This is a genomic window from Flavobacterium salmonis, assembly GCF_903819435.1.
Taxonomy (GTDB): domain Bacteria; phylum Bacteroidota; class Bacteroidia; order Flavobacteriales; family Flavobacteriaceae; genus Flavobacterium; species Flavobacterium chungangense.
The window spans coordinates 37832-56116 of record NZ_CAIJDP010000084.1 but is presented as its reverse complement, the minus strand read 5'-3'; the positions used below and the strand labels follow the sequence as shown (position 1 = coordinate 56116).

The following is an 18285-nucleotide window of genomic DNA, read 5'->3' as shown; positions in this document are numbered from 1 at the left end:
TATATTTGCTGTCAAATAAAAAGTACATCCAAGTACCGCAAAAATAATACCATGACTTTAGAAGCGTATTTTAATAATTTTCGAAAAAATATTATTGGAATTAATCAGGAGTTTACTTCTCCATACGGGAAAAAACAAATTATTTATACAGATTGGACGGCCAGCGGAAGGCTTTATCGCCCTATTGAAGAGAAACTTCTAAACGAATTTGGGCCTTTTGTGGCTAATACTCACACAGAAACGACTGTGTCAGGTACTGCCATGACAAAAGCATATCATCATGCCAGACATATTATCAAGCGTCATACAAATGCCAGTCCTGATGATGTTTTGATTACAGATGGTACCGGAATGACAGGTGTTATCAATAAGTTTCAACGAATTTTAGGGTTAAAGATTCCTGAAAACCTGAAAGCTTTTACCGTCATTCCGGCTGAGAAAAAGCCAATTGTTTTTATTTCGCATATGGAGCACCATTCTAATCAGACTTCTTGGCTGGAAACGATTGCAGATGTTGAAATTATTCCGTGTTCTGAAACTGAAAAAGGGCTTTTTAGTCTGGATAATTTAAAAGAATTATTAGAAAAATATAAAGACAGAACAATCAAAATTGCCTCAATTACGGCATGTTCAAACGTAACCGGATTAAAGACCCCTTTTCATGAAGTGGCAAAATTAATGCATCAGTACAATGGGGTTTGTTTTGTCGATTTTGCCTGTTCAGGACCATATGTGCAGATTGACATGCATCCTGAAGATCCGGAAGCCTATCTGGATGCGATTTTCTTTTCGCCACATAAATTTTTGGGAGGTCCCGGGACTTCAGGAGTTTTGATTTTTAATAAAAAATTATACAATAATATGATTCCGGATTGTCCAGGCGGAGGAACTGTTAGCTGGACAAATCCGTGGGGAGAACATAAATATATCGATAATATTGAAGACCGTGAAGATGGTGGAACTCCAGGGTTTCTACAAGTGATTAAAACGGCGCTTGCGATTCAGCTGAAGGAAGAAATGGGAATTGAAAACATCCTGAAACGTGAGCATGAGATTGTAGATTTTGTTTTTAACGAATTGAATCCTGTTTCGAATATTAAAATTCTGGCAGGACATCATCAGGAGCGTTTGGGCGTTATTTCGTTTTTTATAGATGATTTGCATTTTAATTTAGGTGTAAAATTACTGAATGATAAATTCGGAATTCAAACCAGAGGGGGATGCAGCTGTGCAGGAACCTACGGGCATTTTTTACTGCATGTTGATCAGGAAACTTCCAATAAACTGGTTGATGAAATTACGATTGGTGATTTAATCAAAAAACCGGGATGGATCAGAATGTCGATTCACCCAACGACAACGAATGAAGAAATTGCTTTTGTTTGTGAAAGCATCAAAGACTTGGCTAAAAACCATGAAAACTGGAAACTAGATTATTTGTATGATAAAAATACAAATGAGTTTATCCACAAAAATGCTAATTCTTTTGAGGATGAATTAGTGGCTGGCTGGTTTAGGGCTTAAGTCTGAAAAATAAAATTTTATACAAACCCGACAGGTTTTTAATCTGTCGGGTTTGTTGTTGTTATGAAATGATAAATTTCTAACCTAGCCCCGATAGAGCGGTTATCCTTTTATGGCGGGGTTCGCCATAAAAGATAAGAGCGAAAGCGGGACTTTTGGTCTTGAAAACCCTAAAAACGTCTGCTTCTGACCCATTAACTGATAATCATGCGGGTTTTAGTTGGCTGTTACAAATAAATGTATTATTTTTGCAGTCCTTTTGGCAGAGAAGAGTTTCCATTAGGAATCAACTATTTATGTAAAACAACTTCTGTTTTTTCTACTGCTTTATGAAACTCGAGGGAAACAGAATACAAATTTTTTATCAGCATGTCTGAACAATTAAAATCACAAGAAGAGTTTTTAGCAAATTTTAACTGGCATAACTTCCAAGAAGGAATCGATGCAGTAGATGAGAAAAACTTACAAGAGTTTGAAGAACTAGTATCAAAAACTTTCATCGCTACAGATCAGGAAGAAGTAGTTGAAGGTGTTGTTGTTAGAATTACAGATAGAGACGTTATCGTTGATATCAATGCTAAATCTGAAGGTGTTATTTCTTTAAACGAATTCCGTTACAACCCAAACTTAAAAGTAGGTGACAAAGTTGAAGTATTAATCGACATCCGTGAGGACAAAACTGGTCAATTAGTATTATCTCACAGAAAAGCACGTACTATCAAATCTTGGGATAGAGTTATTGCAGCTAATGAAACTGGAGAAATCGTTAACGGTTTTGTTAAATGTAGAACTAAAGGAGGTATGATCGTTGACGTATTCGGTATCGAGGCGTTCTTACCAGGATCTCAAATTGATGTTAAGCCAATTAGAGACTACGATGTATATGTAAACAAAATGATGGAATTCAAAGTGGTAAAAATCAACCACGAATTCAAAAACGTTGTTGTATCTCACAAAGCGCTTATCGAGGCTGATATTGAAGTACAGAAAAAAGAAATCATCGGTCAATTACAAAAAGGACAAGTATTAGAAGGTGTTGTTAAAAACATTACTTCTTATGGTGTGTTCATTGACTTAGGTGGTGTTGACGGATTAATTCACATTACTGACCTTTCTTGGAGCAGAATCAACCACCCAAGTGAAGTTCTTGAATTAGACCAAAAATTAAACGTTGTAATCCTTGATTTCGATGATGAGAAAACAAGAATTCAATTAGGATTGAAACAATTAAACGCTCACCCATGGGATGCTTTAGATGCTAATTTAACTATTGGTGATAAAGTAAAAGGTAAAGTAGTTGTAATCGCTGATTACGGTGCATTTATCGAAGTTGCTGAAGGTGTTGAAGGTTTAATCCACGTTTCTGAAATGTCATGGTCTACTCACTTACGTTCTGCTCAGGACTTCGTGAAAGTTGGAGATGTTGTTGAGGCAGTTATCTTAACTTTAGACAGAGACGATCGTAAGATGTCATTAGGTATCAAACAATTGACTCAGGATCCATGGACTGACATTACTTCTAAATATCCAGTAGGTTCTAAACATACAGGTATCGTTAGAAACTTTACAAACTTTGGTATTTTCGTAGAATTAGAAGAAGGAATTGATGGATTAATCTACATTTCTGACCTTTCTTGGACTAAGAAAATCAAACACCCATCTGAATTTGTAAATGTTGGTGAGAAACTTGATGTAGTTGTATTAGAATTAGATGTTGATGGACGTAAATTATCTTTAGGTCACAAACAAACTACTGCTAATCCTTGGGATCAATACGAAGATTCTTTCGCTGTAGGAACTATCCACAATGGTGAAATTTCTGAAATCGTTGACAAAGGAGCTACTGTAGAATTCGGAGATGATATCGTTGCTTTCATTCCTACTCGTCACCTTGAAAAAGAAGACGGAAAGAAATTGAAAAAAGGTGATACTGCTGATTTCAAAGTAATCGAATTCAATAAAGAATTCAAAAGAGTAGTTGCTTCTCACACTGCTATCTTCCGTGAAGAAGAAGAGAAAAACGTGAAAGCTGCAACTGAAAATACTTCATCAAACTCTTCTACAAACGCACCAGCTGCAACTTTAGGAGATAACAATGATGTATTAGCTGCATTGAAAGCTAAAATGGAAAAAACTGAGAAAAAATAATTCTTAGATTTTTATAAATAGAAGGTCCCACAGTGATGTGGGACTTTTTTTGTTTTTATAATTTCTTTTTTTAACAAATAAAGTTGTGTTATTGTTTTGAAAAGTTACTTTTGTGTGAAAATTTATATATATGAAGAAAATTTACTTTTTGGTTTTGATATTATTAATGTGTTTTAATGGAAATGCTCAAAATGTTTTTTTTAGTTATAGTCAGGAGTTTAAGGATATATTGGTATATAAAACATCTACAAATTCAAGTATAGCAAAAGATAAAAATGGAAAAAATATCAAGGTTGATATAAATGGTGATGGAGAGATACAGGTTACCGAGGCACTAAATGTTTATCAACTCAATATCGATGATTTGTATAAAGGAGAAGTTTTTTTTACATATGGTAGAATGAATGGTATTGAAGCTTTTACGAATTTAACCTATTTAAATTGTAGGGATTGTAATGTTAGGTATCTTGATGTTACGCAATTAGAAAATCTTCAAGAGTTGAATTGTGATGAGAACTACATGGAGAGTTTAAATGTTGCAGGATTGAAAAATCTTAAGAAACTAAGCTGTCAAAGAACTAATTTTGATTCCATTGACCTTACAGGTTTAACAAACTTAGAATATTTGAATTGTAGCCTAGGAATTAAATCTGCTTTGGATTTATCACCATGCATTAATCTAAAAGATTTTATATTAGATGGAACCGGTCTGAAAAGCTTATCCGTAGCAGGCTTGAATAAATTGGAAAATTTTTTAATTAAAGGAACTATATTAAAGAATCTGTCGTTGAAAAACCTACCATCGTTAAAGGTATTAAATTGTGGTTCAGATGTATATCAAACTACACCTTATTACATATCAAAACTTGAGTTATCAGGATTAAATAATCTGGAAGAATTGAATTGTTCCTATAATGAAATTACTAGTTTAGATTTATCTAGCTGTACTAAACTTAAAAAACTTAGTTGTTCTCGTAATAAATTAAGTGGAGTTTTAGATGTATCGGACAAGAAATACTTAACATTATTACATTGTTGGAGCAACAATTTGACTAGTTTAATAGTAAAAAATGGCTATGAATGGAAATCACCAGATATTTTTTTTCACCTTAATCCTAATTTAAAATACATTTGTGTTGAAAATGATCAATATGATTTTTTCAAATCTAGAGTTCAGGGTAGTGAATTGCCTTTGTCTTCTGTTGAAATTAATTCCTATTGTAGTTTTAAGCCGGGTGGAACAAGTTATGAAATTAAATGTATTGCTAAGATTGATAGTGATAAAAATGGATGTGATTTACTCGATAATGTTTATCGCAACATGAAATATGATATTAAAGAAGTTAATAATACAGGAAGTGTAGTTTCTGACGGTACGGGATCATTGAGTATTCCTTTAAAGGAAAATACTTATATTATAACTCCTGTTTTAGAAAATCCTAGCTATTTTTTAGTTTCCCCAACAAATGCTTCAGTTACATTTCCAACACAAACCAGCCCCTTTATTCAAGATTTTTGTTTTACTCCCAATGGTATTCATTCAGATTTAGAAGTTACTTTAATTCCACTACATCCAGCAAGACCAGGGTTTGAATCGAAGTATAAAATTGTCTATAAAAATAAAGGAAATACAACTGAATCAGGAAATATAAATGTAAATTTTAATGATGACCTTTTAGATTTTATTTCTTCCACTTCAGTAATTACAACTCAAACATTAAGTAATTTATCATGGAATTTTAGTGATTTAAAACCATTTGAACTCAGAGAAATTATATTTACATTAAAAGTGAATAAACCAACTGATAATCCAGCTGCGAATAATGGGGATATTTTAAAATTAAAAACAACGATTGCCTCACAAGAAACGGACGAAACCCCAAATGACAATACATTTACTTTGAACCAAACAGTAGTTGGTTCTTACGATCCAAATGACAAAACCTGTTTAGAAGGTTCGGTTATTACGCCAAGTTTAATAGGTGAGTATGTACATTACATGATCCGCTTTGAGAATACAGGAACGTATGCTGCACAAAATATCGTCGTAAAAGATATGATTGATTTATCAAAATTTGATATTTCAAGTTTAATTCCAACCAGTTCAAACCATTCTTTTGTAACTAAAATTTCAGAAGGTAATAAAGTAGAATTTATATTCGAAAACATCAATCTTCCTTTTGATGATGCTAATAATGACGGTTATGTTGCTTTTAAAATCAAAACTAAGCCAACGTTAAAAGTTGGAGATACATTTGCTAACGAGGCTAATATTTATTTTGATTATAATTTCCCGATACTGACCAATAAAGCCACATCAAAATTTCAAACGACTTTAAGTAATCCTGATTTTGAATTTTCTAATTACTTTTCCTTATATCCAAATCCTGTAAATGATGTTTTGAATATTAATGCTAAACAGGATATAGAACTACAATCATTAGAGATTTACGATATTTTGGGGCAATTGGTAATTGCTGTTCCAAATGCAAAATCAGTTTCTAATATTGATGTTTCTAAGCTTAGAACGGGGAATTACTTTATAAAAGTTAAATCAGATAAAGGAAGTTCGAGTATGAAGTTTATAAAGAAATAAAAGAATATTTCATTAAATAGAAAGTCCTACGCAGTGTAGGACTTTTTTATTGTTTTAATTTTAGATAATTTTTTTTAGAATAAATAAATTAATTAGCAGCTAATAATTCAGTCTCTTTTGGCATAAAATCATCAATAATCGAATAATTATTTATTCCGGTAATATTCATTTCGTCAAGGATATCAACCAGATTCCCGTAATTAGATTTTTTGCTGGGTTTTATTATTACTGTGATTCCTCTTCCTAATTTACCTGCTTTTGCAGAATGGTCTAATAGAAATTTATTTCTAATTAATAACTCTTTACGTATTCCTTCTTTTCCATATGCAATTTTTTGAGGCTTCTTTATTGGGTTATCTAAAAGACCTACAAAATATATTAGCTTGTTATTTTCGCCTAATAAAATAGTTAGAGATCTATTTTCTCCATGATCCCTATAAGGTCGACAGTCACAACATCCGTGATCAGGAAAATCTAAGTCCATAATTTTCGGTTTGGCCAATTCAGTTGTAACCATAAAGAATACAATTAGTAAAAATGAAACGCTGACCATTGCTGTTAAATCAACTCTTGTATTTAGTTTTTTGCTTCTGACTTTTCTATTAATTTCCATAGTTTTAAGAATTTAGTTGGATGCTAATAGTTTTGTTTCTTCCGGAGTGTAATCATTTACGATTACATAAGTATCAATTTTCGTTATTGCCATTTCATCCAAAATATCTACTAAGTTTCCGTAATTAGATTTTTTACTGGGCTTTATGATTACTATGATGCTTTTTCTGTAGTCTCCAGTGTATTCCTGAATTTGTTTAGTTTTAGTTACTAACTCTTTTCGAATACCTTCTTTGCCATAGTTTAATTTTTTTGGTGGTTCATGAGAAAAACCTAGCAGACCAAAATAGGATATAATTTTATTTTTATCATCAAGTAAAACAGTTAAAGTGCGATTTGGTAAACCGGCACCACAACCAAATCTGGATATATCTGCATCATAATCAGGCAAACCTAAATCCATTATTTTTGGTTTCCTTAATTCAGCTGCAACCATAAAAAATATAATCAGTAAAAAAGAAATACTAACCATAGCGGTTAAATCAACTTTGGTATTTAGTTTTCGGCTTCTGACTTTTTTAGGCATATTTTCCATAAATGATATGTTTTGATTCTAAAGTTAATAATAAAATGAATATAAAAATGATGCATCTTTAGAAATTTAATAAAAAACAAAATAATTTATTAATGCCTTGTTTACAAGGCTTACTGCTGGTATTTTGCATTTTTTGTTATCAGGTATTTTTCTTTTGAAAACCAAAATGGGTTTATCTCCGTAAATGACCTTATAACTTAAAACATTCATTATGAAAACTAGAAAATTTTTAGCAACAGCAGTTTTAGCTTTAGGATTTGCATTTACATCAAATGCTCAAAAAACAGTAATGGTAGGCGGAGCAGCAATGTATCCAAATAAAAATATTATTGAAAATGCGGTGAACTCAAAAGATCACACTACTTTGGTAGCTGCAGTAAAAGCAGCGGGATTAGTAGAAACATTACAAAGCAAAGGTTCTTTTACCGTTTTTGCGCCTACAAACAAAGCCTTTGACAAACTGCCTGAAGGAACTGTTCAAACATTATTGAAACCTGAAAACATCAAAACATTACAAACTATCCTGACGTATCATGTTGTAGCAGGAAAAATGAATGCTTCGGATATTGCAAAAGCAATAAAAATGGGTAAAGGAAAAGCAACTCTTAAAACAGTTAGCGGCGGAACTTTAACTGCCTGGATGGACGGGAAAGATTTGTATATTTCTGATGAAAGCGGAAATAAATCGAAAGTTACCATTGCAGATGTTAATCAGTCAAATGGTGTAATACATGTAGTAGATACTGTATTGTTGCCAAAAATGTAAAAACTATAATAAGGTTAATTAAATAGATTTTTTACAAATTTTTAAATCACCCTTTTGTTAATACAATAAAAGGGTGACTTTTTTTAGTTATATCTTTTTAACGTATTGGGTAATGATTACAATTTGCTGACCATCGACTTTTCCTTCGATATATTCTGCATTTTCATGGTCTAAACGAATGTTACGAACAGCAGTTCCTTGTTTGGCCACCATACTTGATCCTTTTACTTTTAAATCTTTGATTAAAACTACAGAATCTCCATGTTCTAAAATAACACCGTTACTGTCACGGTGAATAATCTTGTTTTCGTCATCTTCGCCTTCACCGGTTGCTTTTGCCCATGCAAGTGTATCTTCGTCTAAATACATCATATCAAGCAGTTCCTGTGGCCAGCCAGCTGAACGCATACGGCTTAACATTCTCCAGGCTACGACTTGAACAGCAATATTTTCATTCCACATGCTGTCGTTTAAACACCTCCAGTGATTTAAATCGACATTATCCGGATTTTCAATTTGGTCAATACAAGTGCTACAGGCTAATACAGCTTCATCAATACCGCCTTTTTGAGTGGGTAAAACGGTATATACTTTTAAGTTTTCTTGGGCTCCGCAAAGTTCACATTTAGATCCGCTGCGTTTATTTAATTCTCTTTCGATGCTCATTGTTTGGTGTTTGTTTGAGAAGGCGAAATTAGTTTTAATTTGTATGGTTTACAAATTTATATTTTGTTTGTCATTGCCAGGAACGAAGCAATAACACTAACAAAAGTAAACTTACTGCATATTGAAATTATTTCTTAATCCTGACCGCATCCGGAACCAGCATTTCATATTTACCGTTATTACGTAATACATCACGAACAATACTTGAACTGATAAAGGAAGTTTGTGCAGCAGTAAGTAAAAAGATGGTTTCAATTTTAGATAAACGTCTGTTGGTGTGGGCGATTGCTTTCTCGAATTCGAAATCGGCCGGGTTCCGCAATCCTCTTAAAATAAAATTTGCTTTTAGTTTATGACATAAATCTATTGTTAAACCTTCGTAAGTAATTACAGAAATCTTTGGCTCATCTTTGAAAGTTTCTTCAATGAAACGTTTTCTTTCTTCAAGTGAAAACATATATTTTTTTTCGGCATTCACACCAATTGCAATTACAATTTCATCAAACAATGGAATTCCTCTTTTAATAATGTCTTCGTGTCCAAGAGTAATAGGATCAAACGATCCCGGAAATATAGCTTTTCTCATTTTTTTATTTTTGAAATTCAGGTTTCGGCAAACAGAGCCCAATTTTTTTATTGAATTTTGAGTTTGATATTGAAATTGATTTTTGAAATTGATATTGAATCTAGGTTATTCGCAACGTATTTATTGAAGCAACCCATTCGTCCTTTTGACAGATTTTGCATTTTGCAGTTCCTGGTTTTTGTTTTTCAGTATGTCCACAGAAACTGCAGGAGTAAGTTCCTTCTTTTGGAATAATTTTGTTTTTTTCAGTAAATAAAGCGGGTAAGATCGGCAATCCGTATCCTACTTCTTTATCTTCGTAAAAAAAGACACTTATTTCACCGCTGGGTTCTATAAAAGCGTGTTTAACCTGTCCCAGATGTTCAATTGATTTCACACGAAGTTCAGAGAAAAATTCATCCTGGGCCAATGTCTCTTTTCTAAAACTGGTTACAGAAAATTTCCCATCACTAATAAGGCACTCAGTTTTACCTTCAATAAATTCTTCAAATTTTTTGCTTTTTCCGGTCAGCCAGGTTAAAGTCCGATACAAAATCATAATAACGGCAAAAACAATAATAGCCGGTACAATCCCGACATCTTCATAAAACATCGGATCTCCCGCTGCAGAGCCTAAAGCAATTACAATTACGGTTTCGAAAATCGACAATTGTTTTACGCCTCTTTTTCCGGCTAGTTTTAAAGTCAGTAATAAAACCGTAAACATTACGGCTGAACGAAAGATTACTTCCAGAAGGAAAACTCCCGGCAGTTCGTTAAATAAGACTCTGTTCCATTCAAAGATTTCTTTCATTTGTTGAGGTGCTGTTCTGATGAACTAAGTTACTGAGTTTTTATTGGAAAATTAAACTATTATTTTCGCCTTATTTTTATTATTTCATCTTCCTGATAAAGTTTTAAAATATCTTTTCTGGAATAATACACTTTTTGATCTGAAAAATTTTCTGGTTTATCCAAATCATCGATTTCGTATGGCATATAGGCCTCAAAATCATTATGGGTAGTATAAATGCTGTCTTTGGTTACTTTGTCAATTCTCATGTTCGAATAATAACCGTTAGAGAACTTTAAATTATAAACGTCTCCCTCAATTGGATTTTTTATTAGAATACTGGTCTCGTCCTTTTCTTCAAAATAATTACTGATTGAAAAAATAATGAATGCAATTAAAATAATGGAACCCAAAAACATCCAGGGTGTAGCATCTAATTTTTCATTTCTCAGTTTTAGTTGAATACTTTCAGTTAAATCTTCGTAATCAAAATTTTCATCGCAATGATTACAATTAATAAAAACCGTTTTACCAACCGGAAACAAAGGAACTAAGGTAAGAGAAATATATTTTCTGTAAATACTAAAATGCAATGTGTTTTCTTCGTTACATTTTGGACATTTTTCGTTTAAAATTATTCCGTTTTTTATGTTTGAATCCCGTGTTCCAACTAAAATCATCATAAATTAATGTGTGACATTTTATTAAAAAAATGAGGTGCTGAGATTCTAAAATTTCAGCACCTCTAATATCTTGACAAGCTTACGCTAAAGCCAGCTCAATAGCATTCGTAAACAAATCCTCCAAAGAAATTCCGGCTGCTTTGGCTTGCTGAGGAATTAAGCTTTCTGTTGTTAATCCCGGAATGGTGTTCATTTCCAGCATGTGCGGTTCGTTGTTTACGATAATGAATTCGCTTCTTGAGAACCCTTTCATTTTCAACACTTCGTAAGCTCGTTTGGCGGTTTCGCCTATTTTTTGTGTTAGTTCATCTGAAATTCTCGCTGGTGTGATTTCCTGAGATTTTCCTTCGTATTTGGCTTCGTAATCAAAGAAATCATTGTCTGATACGATTTCGGTAATTGGCAAAACGATGATTTCTCCTTTGTAATTGATAACGCCAACAGAAACCTCAGTTCCGTCAAGGAAACTTTCGATGATGATTTCGTTGTCTTCTTTGTAGGCTACTTCAATAGCGATTGGCAATTCAGCTTCGGTTTTTACTTTTGAAATACCGAAACTTGAACCTGCTTTGTTTGGTTTTACGAAGCAAGGCAAACCTACTTTTTTTACGATTTCGGCTGTATTGATTTCGTCTCCTTTATTTAGGTAATAAGAGATGGCTGTTTTGATTCCGTATGGTTTTAGAACGGATAATAAATCACGTTTATTGAAGGTTACAGCTGCCTGATAATAATCGCAGGAAGTTTGTGGCATCCCTAACAATTCGAAATATGCCTGCATGAGTCCGTCTTCGCCCGGAGAACCGTGAATAGCGTTGAAAACACAGTCAAATTTGATTTTCCCGCCGTTTACGGTTACGGAAAAATCGTTTCTGTCAATTGGGAATTCAGCATCATTTTCGTCTACATAAACCCATTTTTCTTTGAAAATATGAATTCGGAATCCGTTGTATTTTGTTTTGTCAAGGTATTGTTTTACTACGTTTCCGCTGATTAGAGAGATTTTATATTCGCTTGAATATCCGCCCATGATGATGGCTATGTTTTTCATTTTTTGGTGTTTATGTGTTTAATCGTTAATTTTCTTTGTTTGAGGTTTCAGGTTTTCTTTGTTTGCTACGCCAATTCGGCTAAAGCCTCGTGTCATGTTTTACAATTTCTTTTTTGTCAATAATAGTGACGAAAATGCTCTTATGAAACCAAAAGCCCTAGCCCTGATGGTAGCGGCATCCTTTTGTGCCGGGGTTCGGCGCAAAAGATACAGCGGACAGCAGGAAACAGCTTCTGAAAATTGAAATTCCAATAATCTTTGTTTTCAACATTAATAACATCGTGTTACTTTCTTGCTTAAAACAAAATTATCATTTTTTTTCAAACGAAATAGCTTTATCTTTGCGTTCATCTAAAAATAAATTTATGAGTTTACGTAAGTATTTAACGAGCCGTGTGTTTTTTTTACAAGTGTTGGGTGCAGCTGCTATTATTGCGGTTCTGGGTTATTTGTTTATGCATTGGCTAACGTTTACAACAGATCATGGACATGAAATTACAGTTCCGAATTTAGCTAAACTAACGGAAGAACAAGTAGAAGAAAAACTGGATGAGCTGGATCTGGATTATGTGCTTTTGGATAGTGTTGATTATAGAAGCGAGTTTCCTAAATTTAGCGTAGTAGAGCAGGATCCATTGCCGGGAACGATGGTAAAAGTAGGAAGAAAAATATATATAAAAATTAATGCATCGGGATTTTCGTCTGTTCGAATTCCGGATTTAATTGATAAAACATATCGTGAAGCAGTTCCAACACTGAAAGCTTTAGGACTTCAGGAAGGAACGATTACGTATATCCCGAACCTTGGAAAAGATATGGTTTTGGAACTTCGTTATAAAGGTAGAAACCTGAAAGCAGGTGATCGTGTACTAAAAGCGTCTAAAATTGATTTGGTTTTAGGTGACGGAAAAGCAACTTATGTAGATGAAAGTGAGGCAGTAGACAGTACTGCTGCGCCAATTGAAGAAACCCCAGCTGATGAACAATAATAGTGAAGAAAATTTAGATCTGGAAGACGAGTTATTCGAACATTTCAGGTTTGATGTGCCTAAAGGTCAGGCGCTGTTGCGTATTGACAAATATTTGATGAATATGATTCCGAATGCAACCCGGAATAAAATTCAGAATGCTGCCAGTGAAGGAAGTGTTTTTGTTAATGAGATTCCGGTAAAATCAAATTATAAAGTAAAACCTTTTGATATCATTACGGTGATGTTATCGCATCCTCCGTTTGAAAACAGAGTAGATCCGGAGGATATTCCGTTGGATATCGTTTATGAGGATGAGGCGCTTTTGCTTATCAATAAACCACCCGGATTGGTAGTGCATCCTGGACATGGAAATTATACAGGAACTTTGGTGAATGCTTTGGCATTTCATTTTGAAAATTTACCAATGAACAGCAGTGAACGCCCTGGTCTGGTTCACAGAATTGACAAGGATACATCAGGACTTTTGATTATAGCCAAAACGGAAGCAGCCATGACACATTTGGCCAAACAGTTTGAAGCTAAAACGACGGAACGTGAATATGTCGCTCTTGTTTGGGGAAATGTTGCTGAAGAAAGCGGAACCATTGAAGGAAATTTGGCCAGACATTTAAAAGACCGTATGCAAATGGCGGTTTTTGCTGATCCTGAAATTGGAAAACCTGCCATAACACATTATAAAGTTCTGGAGCGTTTTGGTTATGTGACTTTGATTTCATGTAAACTGGAAACAGGTAGAACGCATCAGATTCGTGCGCACATGAAGCACATTGGGCATCCGTTATTTAATGATGAACGTTACGGAGGTCATTTAATTTTAAAAGGAACTACTTTTACCAAATACAAACAGTTTATCGAAAACTGTTTTAAAGCTTTGCCACGCCAGGCTTTACATGCTAAAACGCTTGGTTTTGTGCATCCGAATACAAAAGAACTGATGCGTTTTGATACCGAATTGCCGCAGGACTTTCAGGATTGCCTTGAAAAATGGCGTAATTATTCGAAATCACATCATGTTGAGGATGTGGAGGAATAATTAGATAATGTGGCAATTTGTCAATTTTATAATTTACTCTAATATTTTAAAAGCTCCTGATGGAGCTTTTGCTTTTTAATGCTTTTCATTCGTTTTGTGGGAATTTTGAAATCGAAAATTTGATTAAGTATAAAAAATCTAATGATCTAAAAGACTAAGTTTGTAGAATAGGAAATACTGCTTATGAAATATATTGTACTTATATGAAAAACAATTTCGATCTCAGAACGGTAAATGTTACGCGTTATATCACGCCTTTGCGCGAGGGAGGTTCTTTGCCTGCTTTGGCAGAAGCTAATGACGATTTTAAATATGTCCTGAAATTTAAAGGGGCAGGTCACGGTGTAAAAGCTTTGATTGCCGAATTGATTGGTGGGCAGATTGCAAAAGCCTTAAAACTACAGCTCCCAGAATTGGTTTTCGCGAATCTTGACGAAGCTTTTGGACGTACCGAAGCCGATGAGGAGATTCAGGATTTACTGCAGGGAAGTCAGGGATTAAATCTGGCACTTCACTTTTTATCAGGCGCCATTACTTTTGATCCGGTCGTAACAACCGTTGACGATAAGCTGGCTTCGCAAATTGTTTGGCTGGACGCTTATATTACCAATGTCGACCGTACTTTTAAAAATACCAATATGCTGATCTGGCATAAAGAACTATGGCTGATCGATCACGGTGCGTGTTTGTATTTTCATCATTCCTGGAATAACTGGGAACAGCATGCCAAAAGTCCGTTTGCATTAATTAAGGATCATGTATTATTGCCTCAGGCTTCACTTTTAAAAGAAGTTGATGTCGAATTCAGAGCACTTTTAACTCCGCAAATAGTAGAAGAAATAGTCAATACGATTCCGCTGGAATGGCTGCAATGGGAAGACACAGATGAAACACCTGAAGCCTTGCGAAATGTGTATTTACAATTTTTGCAGACCCGATTAAATCATTCAGAAATCTTTGTAAATCAGGCTCAAAATGCAAGATAATCACTTATATGAGTACGCCGTAATTCGTGTGGTGCCAAGGGTAGAGCGCGAAGAGTTCCTGAATATTGGAATCATTTTGTTTTGCAAAAAAGCCAAATTTATAAAAGTATTGTCACATATTGATGATGCCAAAATACAAGCCCTTTCGAATGATTTTGATGTAGAACAATTGCACTGCAATATAACAGCACTTAAGAAAATTGCAACAGGTGACAAAGACGGCGGACCCATTGGAGAAATGGATATTCCGTCACGTTTTAGATGGCTGACAGCGATTCGAAGTTCTGCCATTCAAACCTCAAGGCCACATCCCGGAATGTGTGAGGATCTGGAAAAAACGATTCAGCGTTTGTTCGAGGATTTGGTTCTTTAGCTTTTGAGATTAAAAGGTTCAAACGTTTTCTTCAAAGAGGTATTTTCCGTCTGATACAATGTTTTAAATCGTGCAAAGTTTTTTATCTACATATTAATGGATAAAAATGGCTTTATTTCATCAGATTAAATCTTTTTAAAATCCTGCGTTAAACAAAAAAGCACTTAAAAGACTATAAACTGTAAAATAAACATAAGAAACTTATTTGATTTCCAGCTAAACAAAAAAACCACGAACTGCACAACTGCAATCCGTGGTTAAAAACGAAACTAAATTTTTTCTATTTTGGTTTCTTAGAATGAACCGCAAATGTTACCGCCTAAAGTAGCTCCTGCATTAGAAGAAATATCTGCTTTGACAGCTGTTTTATTAAGTTTTACAATAGTATAAGGAGGTGTAAAAGCTGTTTTGTTACCTGCTTTATTTCCTGTTGTATTCGTGAAAACATTGTCGGTTTCAGTAACAGCAGTATAACCACTCATTAAATCGATTGGCGTTTTTACACCTTCAAAAACGTTACTTTCTATACGAATATCAGCTTCAACACCGGCAGCAATACATTTGTTGCTTACAGTACTATTGAAGAAATTGTTAACCAAATGCACTTTTCCAAAACGAACTCTAGGCATTCTTTCTTTACATCCCGGAGCCCACCAGCATCTTGCAAAAGTGATTCTTAATTTTCCACGATCGGCTGTTGCACCATCGCTTGAACCAATTAAATTTGAATATCTGTGATCATCAGAACCTCCTGATCCACCAGCTTTTGGCGCTTTTAGATAATGAAATTTAGAATATGTAACCGAAATATAATCAGATTTGTTTTTGATGTCGAAGTTTCCGTCAACACCATCTCTAAATTCGCAGTGGTCAACCCATACGTTTTGGCAGTCGTCTAAGATGGCATTGTCCCAGCCATCTGTATCATAAGCACCAGGACCTTCAAAAATTAAGTTTCTGATAATTAGATTTTTACATCTTTTAATGTTAATAATACCGGAACCGTCTTTAGTTTGATTATTAGAAACCAATTTTGCTCCGCTTGCTCCGTAAATAGTTTTTCCGGTTTGATCCTGTAATGATAATCGTGTTGTAACGGTAATAGTTCCGGAAACTTTAACAACTTTTACAGAACTGCTTTCAATAGCAGATTTTAACTGTGCATAAGTTGTTACAGTTGTTTCAGCTGCAGAACCTCCTCCGGTTGTGTTTCCGTTTTGTGAAGCCCAGCCAGGTACTTCTGAGCAATTTCCGATTTTTGATGTCGAAATACTACCTGTTTCAATGTTTCCTTCAATAGTTGCTGCTTCATTTGATGAAGCAATTTCTTCAGAATTACACGCTGTAAAACAGAAAACTACTGCAGTTAAAAAAATGGATAATGTTGATTTAAATTTCATAATGTAAATTTGGGGGTTTATAAATATTTAACAGTACAAATCTCTATATATTGTTTTGTAAAAAAAATGAATAAGTTCAAACTTTTGTAAAAAAAATAAGCTAAATGGTTTTTTTAACAATTTTTGATTTACAAAAAAGAACAAATAATATACTTTTGCGTAATCGATTACACTGTTTTTTCCCCCGAATCTGACAGTCATCGAAAAACCACGTTTACTTAAAAAAATATAAACATGTACAACCTACTAAGAAAAAGCATTGAGCGAAAAATTCCGCTCACTGATCAGGAATGGGACATTATTGTCTCAAAAACACAACTTATTAAACTAAAAAAGAATCAATTTCTTCAAATTCAAAATTCCTACAACAGTTATCAGGGATTTATTTTAAAAGGACTGTTTAAAACGTACGCGTTAAACGAAAATGGAACCGAAAGCGTTATTTTCTTTTCGTTTGAAAACGAATGGATGTGTGACCTGCAGAGTTTTTATCATCAAAAGCCCACCACGTATAATATTAAAGCTATTGAAGATAGCGAAATAGTTGTCATCAATAAAGAAGAAAAAGCACAGCTATTTGCAAAAGTACCTAAACTCTTTCAGTTTCATGTACTAATGATCGAAAGTGCCAATGTAGCTATACAGGAGCGCCTTCTTGATGTTTTAAATAAAACTTCCAAACAGCGTTATCTTGATTTTAAGGAGCGTTATCCTCACAAGGTGCAGAAAATAAATAATAAAAATTTGTCTTCGTATCTTGGAGTCTCTCATGAATTTTTATCAAAGATTAAGAAAAGATGCTAAGTTTTTGATATACATATTAGTATGAGTTTTTGTATATAAAAAAATCCCGCGAGTCACAAAGTTTTATTTCACGCAGATTCTGCAGATTTGAGCAGATTTTAAAAGATAATCTGCGTAAATCTTTTTTAAATCTGCGTGAAAAAACTTTTCGCCTTTGCGAGATAAAAAAAACTTTGCGAACCTCTGCATAACCCTTTGCGAATCTCTGCGGTAAAACTCTAAAGTTTCTTCTCTAAAAATATAAACTCCAATGGTTCATCAGAAACCGTAACATGAATTTCACTTTCAGGAAAAGCTTCTCGTTCACCCGTATCCACATAACCATGGCGTTTGTACCAGGCAATAAGCTCCTCACGAACCGAAATAACGGTCATAATAATACTCGATAATCCCAAAGCTTTCGCCTGATTTTCGGCTTCTGCCAAAAGCTTTTTCCCGATGCCGCTGTTTTGAAGTTCTGGTGATACGGTCAGCATTCCCAAATACAATTGATATCCTTTTTCGACTAATAAAACCGAACCGATAATCGTATTATTCTCTGTAAACTTCAAAATAGTATTTTTTGGATCCAGAAAAATTTCGGTCATTTCTTGTTCATCGGTTCTTTTTCCTTCGAGTAAATGGGCTTCGGTTGTCCAGCCTTTTTTGGAGGTTTCGCCTCTGTAAGCGGAGTTGATTAGAGATACTAATGCCGGAATATCTTCTAGTGATGCTTTTGTAATCATTTTTTTGTGAAATGTAAATTGTGAAATGTCAGA

Annotated in this window: 18 protein-coding genes; 9 read left to right on the top strand and 9 right to left on the bottom strand. The window is 34.1% G+C overall.

Annotation, left to right across the window (positions count from 1 at the left end; genetic code table 11):
• The first annotated feature begins 51 nt into the window (after window positions 1-51).
• The 3 genes from FLACHUCJ7_RS20085 (at window position 52) to FLACHUCJ7_RS20075 (ending at window position 6268) form a co-directional block, all read left to right on the top strand.
• Window positions 52-1524: an aminotransferase class V-fold PLP-dependent enzyme gene (locus tag FLACHUCJ7_RS20085; RefSeq protein ID WP_180910200.1), complete on the top strand. Its 1473-nt coding sequence runs from the start codon at window positions 52-54 to the stop codon at window positions 1522-1524.
• Between the two features lie 369 nt (window positions 1525-1893).
• A complete protein-coding gene (gene rpsA / locus FLACHUCJ7_RS20080; RefSeq protein ID WP_180910199.1) occupies window positions 1894-3672 on the top strand; it encodes a 30S ribosomal protein S1 in 1779 nt (592 codons plus the stop codon).
• A gap of 130 nt (window positions 3673-3802) precedes the next feature.
• Window positions 3803-6268 carry a DUF7619 domain-containing protein gene (locus FLACHUCJ7_RS20075; protein ID WP_078229818.1) on the top strand — a complete coding sequence of 822 codons (2466 nt, stop codon included), beginning with the start codon at window positions 3803-3805 and terminating at the stop codon, window positions 6266-6268.
• A gap of 88 nt (window positions 6269-6356) precedes the next feature.
• On the opposite strand, the gene FLACHUCJ7_RS20070 is transcribed toward FLACHUCJ7_RS20075, so the two are convergent.
• Together FLACHUCJ7_RS20070 and FLACHUCJ7_RS20065 are read right to left on the bottom strand one after the other, a co-directional pair.
• The gene (locus FLACHUCJ7_RS20070; protein ID WP_078229819.1) at window positions 6357-6881 is read right to left on the bottom strand and encodes an ExbD/TolR family protein; all 525 of its coding nucleotides are present in this window, start codon (window positions 6879-6881) and stop codon (window positions 6357-6359) included.
• 12 nt (window positions 6882-6893) lie between these two features.
• Window positions 6894-7415, bottom strand: coding sequence for an ExbD/TolR family protein (locus FLACHUCJ7_RS20065; protein WP_180910198.1), 522 nt, complete (start codon window positions 7413-7415; stop codon window positions 6894-6896).
• A 211-nt stretch (window positions 7416-7626) separates the two neighbouring features.
• Between FLACHUCJ7_RS20065 and FLACHUCJ7_RS20060 the strand changes: the two genes are divergently transcribed.
• Complete coding sequence (locus FLACHUCJ7_RS20060; protein ID WP_180910197.1) at window positions 7627-8181, top strand: fasciclin domain-containing protein; 555 nt, start codon at window positions 7627-7629, stop codon at window positions 8179-8181.
• A gap of 87 nt (window positions 8182-8268) precedes the next feature.
• Here FLACHUCJ7_RS20060 and FLACHUCJ7_RS20055 read toward each other — a convergent pair whose 3' ends face one another.
• The 5 genes from FLACHUCJ7_RS20055 to FLACHUCJ7_RS20035 all read right to left on the bottom strand — a co-directional run bounded on the left by FLACHUCJ7_RS20055 (window position 8269) and on the right by FLACHUCJ7_RS20035 (window position 11939).
• On the bottom strand, window positions 8269-8847 hold the full coding sequence (locus FLACHUCJ7_RS20055; RefSeq protein ID WP_078229822.1) for a PhnA domain-containing protein: 579 nt from the start codon (window positions 8845-8847) through the stop codon (window positions 8269-8271).
• A 127-nt stretch (window positions 8848-8974) separates the two neighbouring features.
• Window positions 8975-9433: a pantetheine-phosphate adenylyltransferase gene (coaD, locus tag FLACHUCJ7_RS20050; protein ID WP_078229823.1), complete on the bottom strand. Its 459-nt coding sequence runs from the start codon at window positions 9431-9433 to the stop codon at window positions 8975-8977.
• A gap of 100 nt (window positions 9434-9533) precedes the next feature.
• Complete coding sequence (locus FLACHUCJ7_RS20045) at window positions 9534-10226, bottom strand: DUF421 domain-containing protein (protein WP_180910196.1); 693 nt, start codon at window positions 10224-10226, stop codon at window positions 9534-9536.
• 59 nt (window positions 10227-10285) lie between these two features.
• The gene (locus tag FLACHUCJ7_RS20040; protein WP_180910195.1) at window positions 10286-10888 is read right to left on the bottom strand and encodes a zinc ribbon domain-containing protein; all 603 of its coding nucleotides are present in this window, start codon (window positions 10886-10888) and stop codon (window positions 10286-10288) included.
• A 79-nt stretch (window positions 10889-10967) separates the two neighbouring features.
• A complete protein-coding gene (locus tag FLACHUCJ7_RS20035) occupies window positions 10968-11939 on the bottom strand; it encodes a D-alanine--D-alanine ligase (protein ID WP_180910194.1) in 972 nt (323 codons plus the stop codon).
• A gap of 365 nt (window positions 11940-12304) precedes the next feature.
• Between FLACHUCJ7_RS20035 and FLACHUCJ7_RS20030 the strand changes: the two genes are divergently transcribed.
• The 4 genes from FLACHUCJ7_RS20030 to FLACHUCJ7_RS20015 all read left to right on the top strand — a co-directional run bounded on the left by FLACHUCJ7_RS20030 (window position 12305) and on the right by FLACHUCJ7_RS20015 (window position 15323).
• Window positions 12305-12928 (top strand): PASTA domain-containing protein, encoded by a 624-nt coding sequence (locus FLACHUCJ7_RS20030; protein WP_078229827.1) that lies wholly within the window; start codon window positions 12305-12307, stop codon window positions 12926-12928.
• Window positions 12918-13964 (top strand): RluA family pseudouridine synthase, encoded by a 1047-nt coding sequence (locus tag FLACHUCJ7_RS20025; protein WP_078229828.1) that lies wholly within the window; start codon window positions 12918-12920, stop codon window positions 13962-13964. Before FLACHUCJ7_RS20030 ends, FLACHUCJ7_RS20025 begins: the two co-directional genes overlap by 11 nt.
• A gap of 203 nt (window positions 13965-14167) precedes the next feature.
• Complete coding sequence (locus tag FLACHUCJ7_RS20020; RefSeq protein ID WP_180910193.1) at window positions 14168-14950, top strand: HipA family kinase; 783 nt, start codon at window positions 14168-14170, stop codon at window positions 14948-14950.
• The gene (locus tag FLACHUCJ7_RS20015; RefSeq protein ID WP_180910192.1) at window positions 14940-15323 is read left to right on the top strand and encodes a DUF3037 domain-containing protein; all 384 of its coding nucleotides are present in this window, start codon (window positions 14940-14942) and stop codon (window positions 15321-15323) included. Before FLACHUCJ7_RS20020 ends, FLACHUCJ7_RS20015 begins: the two co-directional genes overlap by 11 nt.
• Window positions 15324-15616: 293 nt before the next feature.
• On the opposite strand, the gene FLACHUCJ7_RS20010 is transcribed toward FLACHUCJ7_RS20015, so the two are convergent.
• Complete coding sequence (locus FLACHUCJ7_RS20010) at window positions 15617-16723, bottom strand: pectate lyase family protein (RefSeq protein ID WP_078229830.1); 1107 nt, start codon at window positions 16721-16723, stop codon at window positions 15617-15619.
• A 234-nt stretch (window positions 16724-16957) separates the two neighbouring features.
• Between FLACHUCJ7_RS20010 and FLACHUCJ7_RS20005 the strand changes: the two genes are divergently transcribed.
• On the top strand, window positions 16958-17527 hold the full coding sequence (locus FLACHUCJ7_RS20005; protein ID WP_031455394.1) for a Crp/Fnr family transcriptional regulator: 570 nt from the start codon (window positions 16958-16960) through the stop codon (window positions 17525-17527).
• Window positions 17528-17745: 218 nt separating this feature from the next.
• Here FLACHUCJ7_RS20005 and FLACHUCJ7_RS20000 read toward each other — a convergent pair whose 3' ends face one another.
• The gene (locus tag FLACHUCJ7_RS20000) at window positions 17746-18252 is read right to left on the bottom strand and encodes a GNAT family N-acetyltransferase (protein WP_180910191.1); all 507 of its coding nucleotides are present in this window, start codon (window positions 18250-18252) and stop codon (window positions 17746-17748) included.
• Window positions 18253-18285: the final 33 nt, after the last annotated feature.

Coding starts and splice junctions, on each gene's coding strand:
- FLACHUCJ7_RS20020 (WP_180910193.1), top strand. CDS start 14,168: ATGAAAAACAATTTCGATCTCAGAACGGTAAATGTTACGCGTTATATC.
- FLACHUCJ7_RS20085 (WP_180910200.1), top strand. CDS start 52: ATGACTTTAGAAGCGTATTTTAATAATTTTCGAAAAAATATTATTGGA.
- FLACHUCJ7_RS20075 (WP_078229818.1), top strand. CDS start 3,803: ATGAAGAAAATTTACTTTTTGGTTTTGATATTATTAATGTGTTTTAAT.
- rpsA (WP_180910199.1), top strand. CDS start 1,894: ATGTCTGAACAATTAAAATCACAAGAAGAGTTTTTAGCAAATTTTAAC.
- FLACHUCJ7_RS20010 (WP_078229830.1), bottom strand. CDS start 16,723: ATGAAATTTAAATCAACATTATCCATTTTTTTAACTGCAGTAGTTTTC.
- FLACHUCJ7_RS20060 (WP_180910197.1), top strand. CDS start 7,627: ATGAAAACTAGAAAATTTTTAGCAACAGCAGTTTTAGCTTTAGGATTT.
- FLACHUCJ7_RS20040 (WP_180910195.1), bottom strand. CDS start 10,888: ATGATGATTTTAGTTGGAACACGGGATTCAAACATAAAAAACGGAATA.
- FLACHUCJ7_RS20055 (WP_078229822.1), bottom strand. CDS start 8,847: ATGAGCATCGAAAGAGAATTAAATAAACGCAGCGGATCTAAATGTGAA.
- FLACHUCJ7_RS20070 (WP_078229819.1), bottom strand. CDS start 6,881: ATGGAAATTAATAGAAAAGTCAGAAGCAAAAAACTAAATACAAGAGTT.
- FLACHUCJ7_RS20000 (WP_180910191.1), bottom strand. CDS start 18,252: ATGATTACAAAAGCATCACTAGAAGATATTCCGGCATTAGTATCTCTA.
- FLACHUCJ7_RS20035 (WP_180910194.1), bottom strand. CDS start 11,939: ATGAAAAACATAGCCATCATCATGGGCGGATATTCAAGCGAATATAAA.
- FLACHUCJ7_RS20025 (WP_078229828.1), top strand. CDS start 12,918: ATGAACAATAATAGTGAAGAAAATTTAGATCTGGAAGACGAGTTATTC.
- FLACHUCJ7_RS20045 (WP_180910196.1), bottom strand. CDS start 10,226: ATGAAAGAAATCTTTGAATGGAACAGAGTCTTATTTAACGAACTGCCG.
- coaD (WP_078229823.1), bottom strand. CDS start 9,433: ATGAGAAAAGCTATATTTCCGGGATCGTTTGATCCTATTACTCTTGGA.
- FLACHUCJ7_RS20030 (WP_078229827.1), top strand. CDS start 12,305: ATGAGTTTACGTAAGTATTTAACGAGCCGTGTGTTTTTTTTACAAGTG.
- FLACHUCJ7_RS20015 (WP_180910192.1), top strand. CDS start 14,940: ATGCAAGATAATCACTTATATGAGTACGCCGTAATTCGTGTGGTGCCA.
- FLACHUCJ7_RS20065 (WP_180910198.1), bottom strand. CDS start 7,415: ATGGAAAATATGCCTAAAAAAGTCAGAAGCCGAAAACTAAATACCAAA.
- FLACHUCJ7_RS20005 (WP_031455394.1), top strand. CDS start 16,958: ATGTACAACCTACTAAGAAAAAGCATTGAGCGAAAAATTCCGCTCACT.